Raw genomic sequence first — 18,001 nt, forward strand, 5'->3', positions numbered from 1 at the left:
TGATCTCATCATTACTAAATATTCGTGTCAATCTCGTGACAAGAGTCATAAACGTCCAACTAATATTTTGCTTAATATAACTAATATTATTAGCATCTCGATATCAACTTAGAACAACAAGAACATCGCAGGCAGAAGCCTCCCTTATACTGTGTCAATCATTAATGGAGTTACAATGAATACTGACTCGAACAAAATAGCCATGGCAAAAATATGCCTAGCCTACTTTTTCTATAATTTTTTCTGGTCTCTGAGTTCCGGCTCGCTGTTTGCAGTATGGCTTAACGACCGAATTGGTATCGACGGCTCACAGATTGGTGTTTTATTTGGTCTACAGACTGGTCTCGCAGTACTGTTCAAGCCGGCTTTTGGCTACATGCTGGACAAGTTAGGATTGAAAAAGCACCTGATGTATTTCATCGCAGCACTTAGCTTGTTAATCGGTCCTTTCTATATCTATGTTTACGGGCCACTACTGTCGGACCCGTCAACATTTAAGTTTGGTGTTCTTTTCGGCGCCATCTACCTTGGTTTACTTTTCCAAGCCGGTAGCGGTGTTATCGCATCCTACAGTGAGCGTTTTGCACGTTGCCACGACTACGATTTCGGCCTTGTCAATGGTTTCGGTATTGCAGCCTGGGGCTTATCAGCCATCCTTGCAGGCTTCCTTTACAACATTAATCCTAATCTGATTTTCGTTGCTTGTAGTGTTGCTGCTGCATTGATGCTGATATTCATCGCAACTCTTAAAGTAAAACATCTGGATAACGCAGATAACCATGTTATTTCTGCAGACAAAATCGAAAAGAAAGATGTCATCAAGCTATTGAAGAACCCTAAAATGTGGGCGTTCATGACTTATGCCGGCACTATCTCAGTCGTATTCTGGACATCTATGTCTCAGTTTACCCGTTACTTTGTTAGCTTTTTCGAGACCCAAGAGCAAGGCATTACCTTCAGCTCCAACATGGATGGTATCTCTGCTTTCTTCCTATTCTTTGTCAGTGCAAGCGTGCCATTTGTTATCAAGAAGATTGGTGCGAAAGGCAGCCTTATCCTAACGGCATTTGGTATCACCTCTTTTCTACTAATTATTGGTTATGCCGGTTTAGGCGAGAAGAACCTCTACATGGCTGTCTTTGCCAAACTGTTGTTCGGCATCGTAAACCCACTACTTATCGTTTCTGTATTCGCCTATATTGCTGAACAGTTTGACAAAAAGGTGAACTCATTTACCTACATGTTCGGTTTCCAGGTCGTCAATAACATCTTTACTGCCATTGCCGCCCCTACTATGGGAGTTATGTACGATACCCATGGTTTTGCCTGGAGTTACATTTACTTCGGCCTATTTGCCGGCGCCGCAACCATCATGGCCTTCTTTACACTTAGCAGCAGAAAATCAGTCGCGTTAGCTAAAGAAAAAGATCTAGTGGCTGCTTAAACATCAAATATAAAAGGGCAGTTAACTGCCCTTTTATACATTAATTTCTCAAACAAACACAACTAGCATCATATGAGGTTTTACTGTGTCTACTTCAATTATTGAACCTACACAACGAGTGTCTTCCCTCAAAGAAAAGCGTTTATTTAATTTTAATTGTGAATCATTGCCAAATGAGCTCACCTTTCTACATACTGATGCGTTCATTACACAAACAAGTGACGAAAAATACGCTGTAAAGATCGTCAGCCATGCCAAAGATAATTTTTATACTGCTACCAATATTGAACCGGCAGCACCGTGGGACTGGAGCCAACTTCCGAACTTCAGCTTCGCTTTTGATGCATCAAACCTAACCAGTCACTCAACGCAAGTCTTCATCAATATCTTCAATACTCAGGGGGAAATGCACAGCCGCTCCATCACCATTCCAGCCTGTCGTAATGCTAGAACCTACATCACAGAATTGAAGGGCGATTGCTTAAAAGGTAAAACCAACCATTACTCAGGTTTACGCTCCAATCCCGCTCCTTTTGATACTCCCTATGAATACGCCACCTGGATGTGGGGGTCTATCAATATGAACCTGAGCAGCATCTGTAAAATTGAACTCAGTATTCACGGTTCATTGCTTGATCATGAGCTTATCCTGAGTAATTTCCGTCTGATCATGTCACCATCAGTCAACCCTGATTATCTCACTGGTATTATTGATAAATTTGGTCAAAATGCCAATGTGGACTATGTACAAAAAATTCACTCTGAATCTGAATTATTAACACTTCGTGATAATGAACTAGAAGCGTTAAAAGAAGGCAAAATGCCTCAACGTTCAACATTCAGTGGTTATACCGGTGATCAGCGTTATGAAGCCACTGGGTATTTCAGGACCCAGAAAGTTGCGGGCAAATGGTCATTGATTGATCCTGAAGGCTACCCGTATTTCGCAACCGGCATCGACATAATCCGCCTTGCCAACGCCTACACCATGACAGGGATTGATTACGATCATTCAAAAATTGATCAACGCCAAGCCGATGACCTGACCCCTGAAGATTCAATTGAAAAGGTAACGGTTTCCACCGCGGCAAAGGAAACAGCCTTTACAGCCAGTGACATACGCAGAAACTGCTTTGACTGGCTTCCAAGTTACGACGAACCATTGGCAGAACACTACGGTTACATGCGCGAACTGTGGGAAGGGCCGACAGCACAAGGTGAAACCTTCAGTTTTTATGCTGCTAACCTTCAGCGTAAATATGGTGAGAATTACCGTCAAACTTGGAGTGAAGTTACCATCGACAGGATGCTTAACTGGGGCTTCACTTGTTTAGGTAACTGGGCCGCTCCCGAATTTTACCGTAACGAAAAAATCCCTTTCTTTGCCAATGGCTGGATCATCGGCGACTTCAAAACCGTCAGCAGTGGCGATGATTTCTGGACAGCATTACCCGATCCCTTTGATCCTGAGTTTGAGCAACGTGCCATCGCGACCGTCAAGCAGGTCAAAGCTGAAATCATGGACTCTCCTTGGTGTGTCGGTATCTTTATCGACAACGAAAAAAGCTGGGGCCGTATGGGGACGATTGAAGGCCAATATGGCATTCCGATCCATACTCTAAGTCGTAATGCTGAAGAGTCACCGACCAAAGCGGTCTTTATGACCGTATTACAAGGCAAGTATCACACCATTGAAGCATTGAACCAGAGCTGGTCAACCAACTTTGACTGCTGGCAGACAGTGGAACAAGGGATTAAAGGGTTAGATCATAACCAAGCCCAGCTTGATGATTACGCCCTCTTACTTGAAACATATGCTTCAGAGTATTTCCGCATTGTAGCTAAAGCCGTCAAGTCAGAACTGCCTAACCACCTCTACCTAGGTGCCCGCTTTGCCGACTGGGGAATGACACCGCAAGTGGTTCGCGCTTGCGCCAAACATGCCGATGTAGTGAGTTATAACTACTACAAAGAAGGCTTACACCCAGAACCTTGGAAATTTCTGGAAGAAATCGATAAGCCAAGCATCATTGGTGAGTTCCATTTTGGCGCCCGTGATACGGGTTTCTTCCACCCAGGGTTAGTGTCAGCAGAAAGCCAAGATGAGCGTGGTGAAATGTATGAGCGCTATGTCCAAAGTGTGATTGATAACCCGTATTTTGTCGGCTGTCACTACTTCCAATATATCGATTCACCGATCACTGGTCGTTCTTTTGATGGTGAGAACTACAACATCGGCTTTGTTTCGGTAACTGATGTGCCTTATAACGGAATGGTTAATTCTGCCAAAACAATTAACAGCTCTTTATATCAGCAAAGATTCAACCCCAAAGCTAAGTAAATATTAGACATTAATACCCTGGCCTTTTAATAGGTCAGGGATACCTGTATCTAATTTTTCCATTATGACCATTTTAAGTTTAGTGAGTTATTTAACAAGGATTGATAATGAATAAGAAAACATTTAAACATGCTGTTCTTTCCAGTTGTATATTATTTGCCATTTCTGCCAATGCGAATGAAGGGGGATTTACTTTTAACGGTTATGCAAAAGGCGGCATTGGCATTACCAACGATGATATCCTAAGTCCTGGCGGCTATAATTGGGCCGACAATGGCATGAATATTTTTCGCTTGCCCGGCAATACCTACACCAATTCTTCTGGTGGTCGATTAGGTAACGAGGCTAATTGGCTTGAGTTACATTTTGGGTATGGCTGGGAACAGAAAAATGACATGGATTGGACAATCCAATCGAACATCGTTCATGGTGATGGCGGGTTGGCCCTGGATGAACTTGCTATACAAAGTAACGGCATTATTCAGTCTAACCCTGAAGCCGTCATCTGGGCAGGTAAACGCTATTATAACCGTGTAGAAACCTTCCTTACCGACTCACAGTCTATGTCCAATGATGGATTGGGTTTTGGCCTTGAAAACTACGATCTTGGCTTTGGTAAGCTGCATCTGGGCGTTAGCCGGAATATCTATGAAGAAGCACCTGAGGACGGTGCTGGTGAACTGGTCGCTTTCACCAGTTCGCTTTCCTTTATCGAGCTGACAGACAACCTCACACTTAACCTTTATGCCAATTATGGCACTCCGATGGGACCAGACTCAGAAAACAAAACCGACGATAAGCCTGATGCTTATCAGCTAGCATCAAAGTTATTGCTGTTAAGTGATACAGGTTATGACGAGCTCTTCATCCGCTATTCGAAGAATGCGTCAGGTTCGATGACCCGAAGCTGGGAAGCTTTACCAGACTATCAAATAGGTGGCTTTTGGCAGGGCGTACACTCAGTCACAGACAACTATACCCTTTCTTATATCTGGCAACATGAAACAGCAAGTTTTGACGAAAAGGCACGCCAACGAGCTGACACTCGTGTTAAAGACTCCCATTGGAACGCCTTTGTTGCCCGCAACAGTTACACCTGGAACGAGCGCACATCAACTGAATTGGAATTAGGCTACGAGTTTATCGACATTACTGCTGTCGATTCATCGCAAGACGGCACAAATTCAGGATACAAAGTGACCCTTTCGCAAAACCTTCACATTGCTAGCGACTTCTGGGAACGCCCTGTCATTCGCTTCTTTGTTACTTATGCCGAGCAAGATGTTGAAACTCTTGCCTATGACCGCTGGGATGTCGACCTTGATAGTGGCGTTACAACAGGAAAATCAGACGCGCTGACCTTCGGAGCTCAATTCGAAGCATGGTGGTAATCATCTATAAGGTCACCTTCAGGTGACCTTTTAAATCCATAAAAGGAGTAGCAATGCGAACTCGTAAAACAAAAATAGCAATTTTACTTTCATCGATTGTGATAACAAACTCAGGGAATTTTGCTGTTGCCGATATAAATGACACACTTATATTTAAAGACGAAATAACCACCATATCAAAAGAACCGCATAATTTTATTGAATGGCAATCAACAAAAACTCATCATGCAAAAATAAGAATAGAGAACAATATTAATTCTCCTGATAAAAATTCTGTTGAAATATCATTCGATGCCGTTTCTGATGAAGATAAAAATACACTTTGGCCAAGTGTGAGGTTCTCACCTAACGCAGGAACATGGAACTGGAATGCCAAAGGAAGTTTAAAATTAGATATCACCAACCCTACAGATCAACCTGCTAATATCATTATGAAGCTTGTCGATAGTACCGGTCAGGTGGGGGTAATAGACAACCAACTCAATTATTCTGTGATAATTGAGCCAGGGAAAACACAAACTGTCGAGATGCTGTTCAACGGTAGCAAACGCCAACTCGATAACTATTGGGGAGGTGAACAGATCGACCTCAGACAACTTGTTGAATTCCAGTTATACGTTCAAGGACCAGCCGAAAGACAGACCGTTATCATCGATAATCTGGATCTAATCGATGCATCAGGCGACTTTATCGCTGCTGATGAGCGAATCATCAACGCAGGCCCTGTACCAACTTTGGCATTAATTGATGACTTCAGTGACGATAATACTAGCGGCCTGATAAGGCCATCCCTGAGCACGGCAACGATTAAGCCGCAGACTCAATCAGGGGATAAACGTTTCACTGTCACCTTTTCCGCGACAGAAGCTTATCCTAATATCACGTTTCAACCCGATGAACCGTGGAATTGGTCTGAATACGGCAATTTCAACCTTGCACTTGATATTGAAAACCCAGCTAGCGAAACCATTCAACTTTTTGTTCGAGTTGATCAAGCCAAAAATACGGAATCAGGCGGAACCGCTGATGGCGTGACCGATAGTATATCTGGCTATGTCACTTTAAAACCAAACAGTGACGGTACTTATTACTTAGCACTGGGCCAGTCATCAGGGACGATGACATCAGGTTTACGAAGCGAACCACCTAAACTATCCTATGACGCCCACGCCATCAGTTTTGGTTGGGGGGAAACCAAACTCGACACCAGCCAAATTCACAGTATTCAGCTATACCTACAAAACCCAACTAAAGATGTAGATATAGCGGTAAAATCTATCCGGCTCATTCCTGACCTAGATACTGAGATAACCCGCTACAAGGACATCGTTGATCGATATGGCCAATTTACAGGCGATGAATGGCCTGAGAAAATTCACTCTGATGAACAATTAGTCCGTGCCGGACAGGAAGCTCTGAAAACGTTAGGACACGCTTCCCCTATGGCAGATCGTTGCAAGTATGGTGGATGGAAGCAAGGACCCAAGTTAGATGGAACCGGCTTTTTTAGAACGACAAAAGTCGACGGAAAATGGACATTGGTTGACCCAAAGGGTTGCCTCTTTTTCATGACCGGTCTTGATAACGTCCGCATGGACGATACTGTCACTATAACAGGTATAGATTACGATGATGCTAACTCGAAAGCTCCAGTGATTGCTTCAGAGCTTCGTCATTCCATGTTCGAGTGGCTACCAGAGCAGAGCGATCCGCTTGCGGTTAATTATGACTATGCACCTTTTGTCCATTCAGGAGCGCTAAAGCAAGGGGAGGTATTTAGTTTCTACCGTGCCAACCTAATGCGCAAATTTGATACCGATAAACACCAAGCGATGCAGATTTGGAAAAATGTTACTCTTGATCGCATGAACGACTGGGGATTCACCACACTAGGTAACTGGATCGACCCAATGTTCTACGGCAGTGAGCGGATCGCCTATCAGGTCCATGGATGGATCAATGGCAGCCATAAACGGATCAGCACTGGCAATGACTATTGGGGCCCTATCCATGATCCATTTGATCCGGAGTTTATCAATAGCGCTAAGGCCATGGCTCAAGAGGTCGCCTCAAAAGTCTCAGTCAATGATCCATGGCTCGTCGGTGTGTTTGTCGATAACGAAATCAGTTGGGGCAATGTAATGAATGAAGCCAACCACTTCGGTCTTATCGTCAATACACTTAGTTATAGTAGCCAGGAAAGTCCTGCCAAAGCCGCCTTTAGCCAAAGTCTTAAAACAAAGTATTCGACTATTAAGGCGCTGAACCAAGCTTGGCAAACGGGTATCAAGTCATGGGACAGCTTCGATCTTTCATTTAACCACCGTTCTGCGCTCACCGATGGAATGCGGGAAGATTACTCCGATTTGTTGCAAATGTTATCTGAGCAATACTTCTCTATCGTTCAGGCTGAAGTGAAAAGAGTACTACCGAATCACCTCTACCTTGGTGCTCGTTTCGCCGATTGGGGAATCACTCCTGAAATAGCCCGTGGCGCTGCAAAGTATGTTGATGTGATGAGTTACAACCTGTATGCCAATGACCTAGACGACAGTAAAAAAGCACATTGGAAAGACTTGCTACCCGAGTTGGACAAACCAAGCATGATTGGTGAATTCCACTTTGGGGCCACCGACACCGGGTTGTTCCATGGCGGAATCATAACCGTCGCCGATCAATCTGAACGGGCAAAGATGTACACTCATTACATGGATAGTGTCCTGAATAATCCATACTTTGTCGGAGCCCATTGGTTTCAATACCTTGATTCCCCTGCAACAGGGCGAGCTTGGGACGGTGAGAACTACAACATAGGCTTTGTTACTGTGGCTGATGAACCTTATGTTGAACTAATTAAGGCAGCGAAACAGTTTAATGCCCAGCTTTACGATAAAAGGTTTAAAGGGTAACAACTGAGAAAGGAAACAAAAGGGGCCAAAATACTGGCCTCTTTTTTCATCTTAAGATACTTATGAACAACCAGCAGTCGTCGATTCACGGGCATAAAGCTCACTAGGTAAATTAATAGAACGCTGAAGAAGTGGCTGTTGCTTAATTAAAGCATCGATTCGGAGAATCGCCTCTTCCCCCATTTTTGAATAGGGCAACTCCACCGAGGATAACTTTGGCTCCAACTCCAAACCTAAAGGAGCATTGTCATAGCCAACAACGGCAATATCCTGCCCGACCTTAAAGCCCTGCTCTTTGATCGCCTGATAGCACCCCATTGCCATATAATCACTAAAGCAGAAAATCGCATCAGGACGATTGGGCAACGCTAGCAACTGCAATGTTTTCTGATAAGCACTTTTTAACGACCAGTCACCTTCAACTTGATATTCCTTTTTAGGGATCATTTGGTTATCGATAAGCGCTTGATTAAATCCGGCAAGTCGCTGCTGGGTCGCTTCCATCCACGTTTCACCAAGAATAGCAGCAATTTTACTGTACCCCTGATTGATAAGGTGCTCTGCCGCTTTATAACCACCATGCAAATCGGCAGGCATTATAGATGCCAACGACTCGTCTACACTGGTGCAGTTTAACAGCACAACGGGCAAGTCCGCCTTAATTTTCACTTCAATCTCTTTGCGTGTCACAGATGAAGCATAAATAATTCCAACATAGGAATTATTACAATTAATTTCAGCCTGAATCTGCTTTTCTAAATTTGGATTATTCCCTGAATAAAAGGTCGAGATAAAGTAATCATTCTCCCAGCCTGTATCCCATATTGTATTAATCGCATCGATAAAAGGGTCATGATCAGAAACAGAATCCAGAATGAGTGCTATTTTTCTTGGTTCATCGTACTTAAGAGTCGTCGTTCTTTTAGAATACCCTAACTCATTAGCCACTAATAACACCTTGTCTCTGGTTTCATCTGAGATTTGTACAGTATTTGAGCCATTTAATACTAGCGATACCGTCGTTTGAGAAACACTCGCCTCCCTTGCGATATCTATCATTGTGATTTTTTTTGCCATCTTTACTTCACATTCAAAATTAAACTGAAAAGCCCGGCACAGAAGCCGGGCAAAACGATTGCACACTAATACAATTCATGACACATAAGATCATGAATCAAGTTGGCACTTTCTCAGCACTTACCGCTTTTATCTTGATATATAAGATTGGAACAATAAACATCAACACGCAACTATTGCCTATTACTATTGATGAATCATTTATTTCCAATCCATATACAATCCAAAGTGAAACACCTAAAAAGAACATGATATACATAGGTAATGAAATTCCCGATGTATCCCTCGTCTTTAAGGTTTTCAGCGCTTGTGGAATAAAAGATACGGTCGTGAAAAAGGCAGCAATTAAACCAATGCTTACCATCCCCCTCTCCTTACATTGCCGCTTCCAAAATGCGCTTAGACCAAGTCAGGTCAAGATCACCTGTTTCAGACAATGCGGTCATATTATGTTTTTCTAACAGGTCAAGAACTGGCTCAACATCCTTAAAGGTGTAGCCATAGTCAGAGAAACGGGTCTTAAGACCAAGGGAGCGGAAGAATTCTTCTGTCTTATCAATCGCTGCATCGATTTTTTCGTCATCAGTGCCTTCAGTAATATCCCAAACCCGCTCAGCATACTGAAGAAGCTTCGCCGCTTTCTGTTCTTTACGTACACGCCACAACGCAGGCATGATAATTACAAGGCTTGGTGCATGGGCAATGCCAAACAGTGACGTTACTTCATGGCCAATCATGTGGGTAGCAAAATCAACTGGCACACCAGAACCAATAAGACCGTTCAACGCCATGGTTGAACACCACATTAAGTTGGCGCGAGCATCATAGTTTTCCGGCTGTTCCAGGTTATCTTGCGCCACTTCCACCATAGTTCGCATGATGCCTTCCGCTGTACGGTCCTGGAAACGCCCTTCCGCAGGATAAGTCACATACTGTTCAGCTGTATGGATAAAGCTATCAGCAATACCATTAGCAATTTGAGACTTTGGCAAGGTAAATGTATAGGTTGGGTCAAGAACCGAAAACGCAGGATAAGCGAACGGCGATGAAATACCTAGCTTGTCTTCACCGTGACTAATAACCGCATGCGGATTCATTTCAGACCCCGTGGCAGGCAAGGTTACAACTGTTCCCACAGGAATCGACTGTGTAATGCGTGCATCCGTCATTGGGGTGATATGTAGGATGTCGGCTTCATTACCGATAAATGCTTCATTGTGTGCTGCAAGTGAGATGAACTTTGCACCATCCATAGTTGAACCACCACCCACAGCAAGGATGAAGTTCACTTTTTCTTGACGGACAATTTCTACCGCTTCCATTAGAATTTCAAACTTTGGATTAGATTGAATCTTATCAAATTTAATCACTTCATTTGAAATAGTGGACAGCACTTTATCCAGCGTTCCGATTTTCTCAATGATTGAATCATATACCACCAGCACTTTTGCATCTTCTGGGATATAGTTTGCCATGCTTTTAGCTGCCCCTTCACCAAACAAAATTCGAGTTGGGTTAGAGAAATCAAAATTAATCATATTTGCCTCATTAATTAGAGTTTTGGAAAGTGCCAGCACTTAGGATTTGACGTTTTACTTTGTATTTGCAGATGAAGTTCCAATTCCAGCTTGGATCGTATTTGTGGCAAAGGCCCCAAACACCCATCCCCGGTGATTGAACCAGATTATCTGGGTTTGGGTCACGGTATAGACCAACAGCCTCTGGTGCCCCTTTAATATGGGACATAATTTGAAAATTCAGACCATCCTCTGCAAATTGAATGGTATTTTTCTCTGGCCCATCAGTAGTAATTAACGAAGCGATGCCGCCATTATGATGCCAAACAGCGACTTCGTGGCCACTGTTGCTAATTGGATTCAGTTCCGACCGCTCATAAGGCCCCCAAATGTTGTCTGCAATAGCAACACCGTGCTTAATTTCGCGTCCACCCATATTCATGCTCTCCCCCATTGTCTCCCCTTTGTAATACAGGAAGAATTTACCGTTGAAAAACAAAAGGCATGGGTCATGAACTTTATGGCTGTCAAAGCTTCCTTTCTTTTTAACAATGAAACGATTGTCTTCTTCACCTTCCCACTCACCATCCATTGTCGGTGACAGAATTGGCGCATTAGACTTCTTCCATGGACCAAATGGTGAGCTTGCTTCTGCAATGGCGATATGCTCGAACTGTCGGTTAACGTAGGGGTATTTAACCGTTTGGTACACTAAGTAATAACGCCCCTCATGCGCTAAGATTTCAGGCGTAAAGCATGAACGATCGTCATAAGCCCCTTCCGGCCCTCGTTCAATAGCAACACCTTGCTCATGCCAGTATTCACCGTCTTCGGAAGTTGCATGCCAAACTTCGGTAAGATCCCACGGAAAAACTTTGTCTTCTTTGTTATCCGAACCAAAACCGACTGTTTCGCCCTCTCCCTTGGTATACCAGCAATGATAAAGTTCTTCGACTTTAATGACGGCAGACGGGTCACGGCGAATAATGCCTTCTTCGAAAGCAAAGTCGCCTTTCAGTGGCTCAACATCAAACTCAATCAACCACTCTGGTCCGCGTTGATCGTAACCCCGCTCGATTGCACGCTGACTAGCAAGACTCAGTTTTTTAGCCATTATTGTTCCTCGATTTACATGTACCCAGGTTAACCTGAAATTTAAATTAGTTAATTTACTAATATTATTAGCCAAATAATACACTAATATTATTAGTTTGCATTGAACTGCGTCACACTTTGGGGGCTGATAATCGTTTTCTCACAATCAAACGCCATCAATTTGCGACCAACTCAGCTTCGATGTCTTCAATCGATTTACTTTTCGTTTCAGGCAATACCTTCAGCATGATGACGAGACTGACCAATCCCACAGCACCGTAGCTCAAGAACGTATTTCCGGCACCAAAATGCTCCAACTGCCACGGGAAGAACTGTTGAACAAAGTAACTGGTCAAGCTAGTGATAAGTGCGGCAAAAGGAATGGCTATACTGCGTATTTTATTGGGGAAAATTTCAGAAAAAATCACCCACATTATTGGCCCTATAGAGAAATGGAATGCCCCTAAGAAGACAAAAATACCGAATAGAACGTACGAAGCATTAATATTAATCGCCGACTCAATTATAGGTCCAGTCACCAAAGGTAATTCATTTGGACTGTATAATTCGGCCAAATCAGCCTTGAATTCGACATCAGAGGAATAGTGCGTACCAACTAAAACAGCTAACGGTTCTGTTGGTATTTCCTGTTGCTGCAAGCTTGCCACCGCTTGCTCATCCAATTGATAGGTCGCACTGTGAAAGCCATACCATGAAGAGCCATGAGCGATAACAATCAGTGCTAACCCTGCCAAGGTTAATTTGCGACGCCCCAGCTTTTCAATAAACAAGATCGCGACAATGGTAAAGCTAACATTGACAATCCCAACGTAAATTGTCTGCATGAAACTGCTTTCGACGCTCATTCCAATTTGCTCGAACACTACAGGTGCGTAGAACAAAACGGCATTAATACCAATGACCTGCTGTGTGATAGCAAAAGCCACGGCAATAAATAGCACCAACCGCATCCTGCGGCTAAATAAGTCTTTGACTTGGCCGAGCAGATTAGTGTCGTCACCAGAGACAGTCTGTCTCACGTTCATGATCAAAGGCTCGATCTCATTGGCTGGTACAATTTTCTTAAATACTTCACGCGCCTCGGTAATACGCCCTTTGGAGATCAACCAACGAGGTGATTTCGGCACTTTAACCAACAAGACAATCCAAATAATATTCGGAATTAGCTCGAAACCAAGCATAAACCGCCAAACAGTTTCGGTAGTAACAGCATCAATTACACCGATACTTTTTACTAGCAAATAGTTGACGATAAAGGCAACCAAACTACCTATCGTTATCAAAAGTTGATTAATGGAGACGAACTTGCCCCGTTTATCTGCAGGCGCAATTTCACCGATATACATAGACGATATCGACAATGAGCAAAACGCCATTCCTCCAATGAAACGACCTACTAATAAAATTTCATAACTACTCGCTAACGAAGATATAGTCGAAGACAAAGTGTAAAGACACGCTAGACCAAGCAATATGTTTTTCCGGCCATATTTATCGCACAAGCTGCCAGTGATCATTAAAGCAACGATTGCTCCGATGCCAGCGACACCAACCACACTCCCCATTTGCATGCTGTTTAAGCCAAACTGCGCGGTCACATAACGCACCACACCAGATATATTCGCTGCATCCAAACCGAAAACGAAGCCACCAAACGCACTAATCAAAGCATACTGCGTGACGCGCCGATTATGATTTTTCGCCATAAAACCCCCATATGATAGAAAGCACTAATAATATTAGTAATATTTGCTAGGGATATTTCCATACGTATTAGTAAAAAACATCGATGAGGATCACACTTAGCGATGGAGTAGTCAGTAAGGTGGCGAACAAGCATCAAATCTGAGGGGCTAATCACGAATAAATGCAAATAATCCCCCCTTCCTCTAGCTATTCAACAAGGTTGAAAGCTTGCCTATGGGTGAGCATGAAACTATTAGTGAAGGTACGGCCATGAAAGCGGAGAAAATACGTTGAGCTATGTTACTGTCTATGTGCCTGCCAATATCGAAACAGTTACATCTATTCAATAAGCTTAAGCTTTTACTATCACTAGAAATACAAACGCCACCAGCAATGGTGTCGTTTGTATTTACTTCAACTAACAGGCAGTTAGTTAAACGTCCTAACCGCTTTCCCCATTCCTTTGTAACTGTATTGACGGCTGCTGTAAGGAATAAATGCGGACTCACCAGCAACCAAGTTAATCACCAGACCCTCGCTTTCAAGTGTTAGCTTACCTTGCAAGCACATGATGATTTCAGCACTACGGACAAACTCGGTTTGTGGTTTATCGGTCAAAGTAATCACTTCGACTTTGAAGTCGTCAACTGGGACGTTGTAGCTAACCTTGTTGTCTTTCACTTGCCCTTTCAGCCTTAAGTGCTGGGCTGGAATCGGCTCAAAGCGCGTATTTTTCAGCAACTCTTCAACATCTATGAACTTTGGTGTTAAACCTGCTCGCAGCACGTTATCTGAACTTGCCATGACTTCAATACCTGTACCTTCCAGATAAGCATGCGGCGTTTCAGCATCAAGATACATGGCTTCGCCAGCTTCTAACTCAATGACATTTAGCATTAATGGCGCAAACAAACCGACATCGCTTGGATACTCTTTGGCAAAAGCCGCAATCAGTTCGAACACCATTTTGGCATCAGTTGAAAGACCCTTTGATTCAATATTTTCCATTAGCTCGGCAATAGCTGTTTTCTTCTTCTCACCTGTTAGTGAAATCACTTCACGGAAGAATACTGCCAGCTGGAATGGTGTAGGGTTCGCTTTAAGCGCCTGCACATCTTCTGCCAGTGTTTGACAACAAGCTTGCTCGAACAGCTCTACCGTTTCGTTAATGATACGGAAACCGTTCATCGCCTTGTAGTTGGTCAGGGCGTAAACCATCTCTGGCTTGTGGTTAGGATCTTTATAGTTTCGCTCAGCTGCATTTAATGGGATCCCAGCTAGGTTTTCACGGTGGAAACCTGCTTCTGCTGCCGACTTTTTAGGATGAACCTGAATCGACAACGGCTTGGCCGCGGATAATACTTTAACCAAGTATGGCAATTCACCAAATTTATCATGGGTATAACGGCCTAATACCAACTCAGGATCTTGCTCAATCAAGTCTGAAAGCAATTGGCTTTCACCATTACAGACAACGCGTGAGCAGCCATTTGGGTGAGCGCCCATCCATAACTCAGCTTGCGGTTGATCATCTGGGTTACTGATCCCAAACAGCCCCGTCATCGCCGTTTTACTGCCCCACGCATAATTTTGAATTACATTACCTAGCTTATACATATCATCGTTATCCGGATAAAAAGCTGCCGGGCATGCCCGGCAGAAAGTTGGAAATAATTAACGTAGAAAAACCAATAGTTCTCAGAAACTGACAAGGTTCATCACACCCTGTCAGTGTTTTGCACTAAATTAAAAACGGACTCGGAAGGTTTTAGCCTGACAAGGACGCAACTCACCAAATTGACTCGCCTCAGTGCCCTGCTCTTCCAGCACCACTTCATCCATACGGGTTTCTACCCATTCAGTAATAGGGCGGCTGAAACGGATACCACCGGTAATAGTGTCTGTCTCTGACGGGTTGTAGACTCGCAGAATTAGTGCCTTCTCATCTTCGGCTTTCTTCAATACGCTCAGCACTGCACCCTTCATCCCTTTCTCAAGCAAAGAGAAAGTCAGAGGTTGGTTTTGTTCACCCACATTTAGCTTCATCGCGTTGTATGGGATCTTGTTGTAGCACTGGATTGGCGTGACATTGTCACGCGCCATTGCCATAACATTGGCTTCAATATGGTTGCCAGAAAAGCCACATAGTGTGAAGTTACATACCAGCTTGCCACGAACCTGAGAATCAGGGGTTGGGATCTTAATGCCTGATGGACGACCCGGACGAAGTAGAAGCTCTTCTTTACCCAGTACACCAACACCACGAAGTAACGTTAGTGCAAATGTATCTTTCTCTTCGTTGCCTTTTGCAGAAATCACTTCGAATTCACGTAGGCCATTACTCATAATCGCCATACCTGCTTTGCCGCTCTCTAGCGCTGCAAAGTTCATCATCTGATACACAGGTACGGGCGCTTCTTTCCAACCGTCTTTTTCCCAGTTTTCCATTTCTGGATCGTTCACCGGACGGGTAATCAAACCAAATTGGTTATCGGCAACCACAGTTTCAGACACAAATGGCGTCGGAACCAACACACGTACACGGTGATCATCAGCCTGGTTATCCAGCTCCATGCGAACGTCAATACGACGAGAACCCGCTTTAAGCACGACTTGGCAATCGACATCGACAAAACCATCTTGGTTGGTGCGATCTTCACGCGACTGAAGATTATCTGGCACGTCCATACGCAGTTTAATGCTAGCCACCGACTGGAAGCCTTCATGTGTGATGTTGGTTTCAACTTTGAATTCATCAGAGTAAAGTAACCATTCTTTACGTGATGGTGAGTAGTCGTACTCGTCGCCGTCATCCGAGCCGTCTTCTAGACGAAGAACTTGATCAAATGTCTGCTCGGTTTCTTTATCAAAGATAGTCAACGTACCGTTATCATTTACATTGATACGGTAGAACTCATTTTCCATCAGGTAATCTTTCTGCTCGGCAACTTTCACTTTGCCTTTGGTATTACCTTCAATATGCAGCGTCGTGAAGCCCATTGCCGGTACGATGTGCTTGATTTGAATATCGTACTCTACGAACGGATCGTAGTTTCCATAGTGAACGATTTGACGGTCAATCTTACCTGGGTCAATCACGCGTTGTTCTTGAATGAAGTACTCGACCTCATGGCCATGCTCGTCGAAGATCTTGAACTCTTTCGCACGGATCGTGATTGTCGTGTTAATCACTTCTTCACGGTCATAAGGTGACAGGTTGAACATCGCTAGCTTGTCGCAACCTTCACGGGCTGACATATGGTCAACAATCTTACGCTTATAAAAGTTGATCAGGTTCGTCGCCATGTCATCAGCAAGGATGTAACGGTTCAAGATCTCGGCGTGTACTTTATCGGAACAACAACAGCCAATTGAGTCGTGGGCATGGTTCTTCATGCTCTCTTTCCACATTTTTTCAATCAGGCCGTGGTGGTAATCAAAGCCCAGCGTCCAGGCAATCGATGCCAACGGCTCTAGAATATTTACAATCTTGTTTTCTACTTCCGCGTGGATCAGCTTGATGTCCATACGGGTAGACGAAATAGTACGGTGAACACGCATGTATTTACCGTCATTGAACTCGCCCTTGATGGTATCGAGTTGGTCTCGCACTGCTTCAATGCGCTCGAATACTTCTTCAAAACGGCTCATCTTAAATTCACGTTCAGGGTAGATCTCGCGCAACTTATCCATTACTTCAAAGATATCTTCCTGAATCGGCATCTGGTCATGGCCGTTAGGTAAAAGAATATCTTTAGTAACCGATGGTTTTTCCAACACTGGGAAGTATTTGTCCAGGCGAGCACGAAGCCCTTCTTCGTCTTGTGGTAGGTATTTACCGATAGCGTAGCCCAGTGGAAGCACTTGTGCTGTCACTTCGCTGCCGTCGTTACTTTGCCATACGAATTCAGTTTTATTGGTGCCGTGACGCTCAGAACAACCACGCCAGAACATCGCACGATCAATGCCAAAGCCATTGTAAATCATCGGCAGCTGAGAGCTCATTGAAAAGGAGTCTGGCAGGTAACCAATTTTCATTGCTTCGCCGAAGTTCATGCAATCACGTATGCCGTACATCATGTTACGAACGATGGATTCACCCGCAACCTGCATGGTATCAGTCTGTGAATACCATGGACCAATAATCAATTTGCCCGCTTGTACTTGTTTACGTATCCGCTCTTCGTTTTCAGGCATGATAGCGAAGTAATCTTCCAGAACAGCTGTTTGGCCATCAAGTACATAGAATGTGTATTCAGGATCTGACTCTAGACGAGTTAGGATTTCTTCCATGTTGTTTACTAGCAGAATTCGCGACTCTTCTGTAGTGAAATACCATTCACGATCCCAGTGCATGTGAGGAGTAATATGAACGCGAGAAGTAGCCATAATAATGTACCTGATAATTTTTCTTTAATGTCGGGCGCAGAAAGCCTGCACCCGATGATTTAGAGTGTCGTCGTATTCCGACGTAAAATGCTGTGACGTGTAGTGCTTAGCTCTTGCTATAACAACTAGAA

11 protein-coding genes are annotated in these 18,001 nt (G+C 43.8%); 4 read left to right on the plus strand and 7 right to left on the minus strand.

The annotated features are described in order from the left end of the window. The first annotated feature begins 175 nt into the window (after positions 1-175). The 4 genes from ACVA53_RS14780 (at position 176) to ACVA53_RS14795 (ending at position 8,085) form a co-directional block, all read left to right on the plus strand. Positions 176-1,444, plus strand: a complete 1,269-nt coding sequence (locus ACVA53_RS14780; RefSeq protein ID WP_446505474.1) for an oligosaccharide MFS transporter — start codon at positions 176-178, stop codon at positions 1,442-1,444. Between the two features lie 85 nt (positions 1,445-1,529). Then, positions 1,530-3,785 carry an agarase gene (locus ACVA53_RS14785; protein ID WP_446505475.1) on the plus strand — a complete coding sequence of 752 codons (2,256 nt, stop codon included), beginning with the start codon at positions 1,530-1,532 and terminating at the stop codon, positions 3,783-3,785. A 107-nt stretch (positions 3,786-3,892) separates the two neighbouring features. Then, positions 3,893-5,176, plus strand: a complete 1,284-nt coding sequence (locus tag ACVA53_RS14790; RefSeq protein WP_446505476.1) for a carbohydrate porin — start codon at positions 3,893-3,895, stop codon at positions 5,174-5,176. Positions 5,177-5,229: 53 nt separating this feature from the next. Then, positions 5,230-8,085, plus strand: coding sequence for a beta-galactosidase (locus ACVA53_RS14795; RefSeq protein ID WP_446505477.1), 2,856 nt, complete (start codon positions 5,230-5,232; stop codon positions 8,083-8,085). Between the two features lie 60 nt (positions 8,086-8,145). Here ACVA53_RS14795 and ACVA53_RS14800 read toward each other — a convergent pair whose 3' ends face one another. From ACVA53_RS14800 to mngB, 7 genes are all read right to left on the minus strand, one after another. Beyond that, the gene (locus tag ACVA53_RS14800) at positions 8,146-9,162 is read right to left on the minus strand and encodes a LacI family DNA-binding transcriptional regulator (protein ID WP_255044918.1); all 1,017 of its coding nucleotides are present in this window, start codon (positions 9,160-9,162) and stop codon (positions 8,146-8,148) included. A 97-nt stretch (positions 9,163-9,259) separates the two neighbouring features. Continuing rightward, on the minus strand, positions 9,260-9,526 hold the full coding sequence (locus ACVA53_RS14805; protein WP_255044919.1) for a SemiSWEET transporter: 267 nt from the start codon (positions 9,524-9,526) through the stop codon (positions 9,260-9,262). Positions 9,527-9,536: 10 nt separating this feature from the next. After that, positions 9,537-10,700: an iron-containing alcohol dehydrogenase gene (locus tag ACVA53_RS14810; RefSeq protein ID WP_446505478.1), complete on the minus strand. Its 1,164-nt coding sequence runs from the start codon at positions 10,698-10,700 to the stop codon at positions 9,537-9,539. Positions 10,701-10,710: 10 nt separating this feature from the next. Beyond that, the gene (locus ACVA53_RS14815) at positions 10,711-11,793 is read right to left on the minus strand and encodes a glycoside hydrolase family 117 protein (protein WP_446505479.1); all 1,083 of its coding nucleotides are present in this window, start codon (positions 11,791-11,793) and stop codon (positions 10,711-10,713) included. A gap of 157 nt (positions 11,794-11,950) precedes the next feature. After that, entirely contained in the window at positions 11,951-13,501 is a 1,551-nt protein-coding gene (locus tag ACVA53_RS14820; RefSeq protein ID WP_255044922.1) for an MFS transporter, read from the minus strand. Positions 13,502-13,910: 409 nt separating this feature from the next. After that, positions 13,911-15,098 carry a mannose-6-phosphate isomerase, class I gene (gene manA / locus ACVA53_RS14825; RefSeq protein WP_255044923.1) on the minus strand — a complete coding sequence of 396 codons (1,188 nt, stop codon included), beginning with the start codon at positions 15,096-15,098 and terminating at the stop codon, positions 13,911-13,913. 129 nt (positions 15,099-15,227) lie between these two features. Further along, positions 15,228-17,870: a mannosylglycerate hydrolase gene (gene mngB / locus ACVA53_RS14830; protein WP_446505480.1), complete on the minus strand. Its 2,643-nt coding sequence runs from the start codon at positions 17,868-17,870 to the stop codon at positions 15,228-15,230. Positions 17,871-18,001 lie beyond the last annotated feature (131 nt).

Source organism: Photobacterium sp. DNB23_23_1 (genome assembly GCF_052873815.1).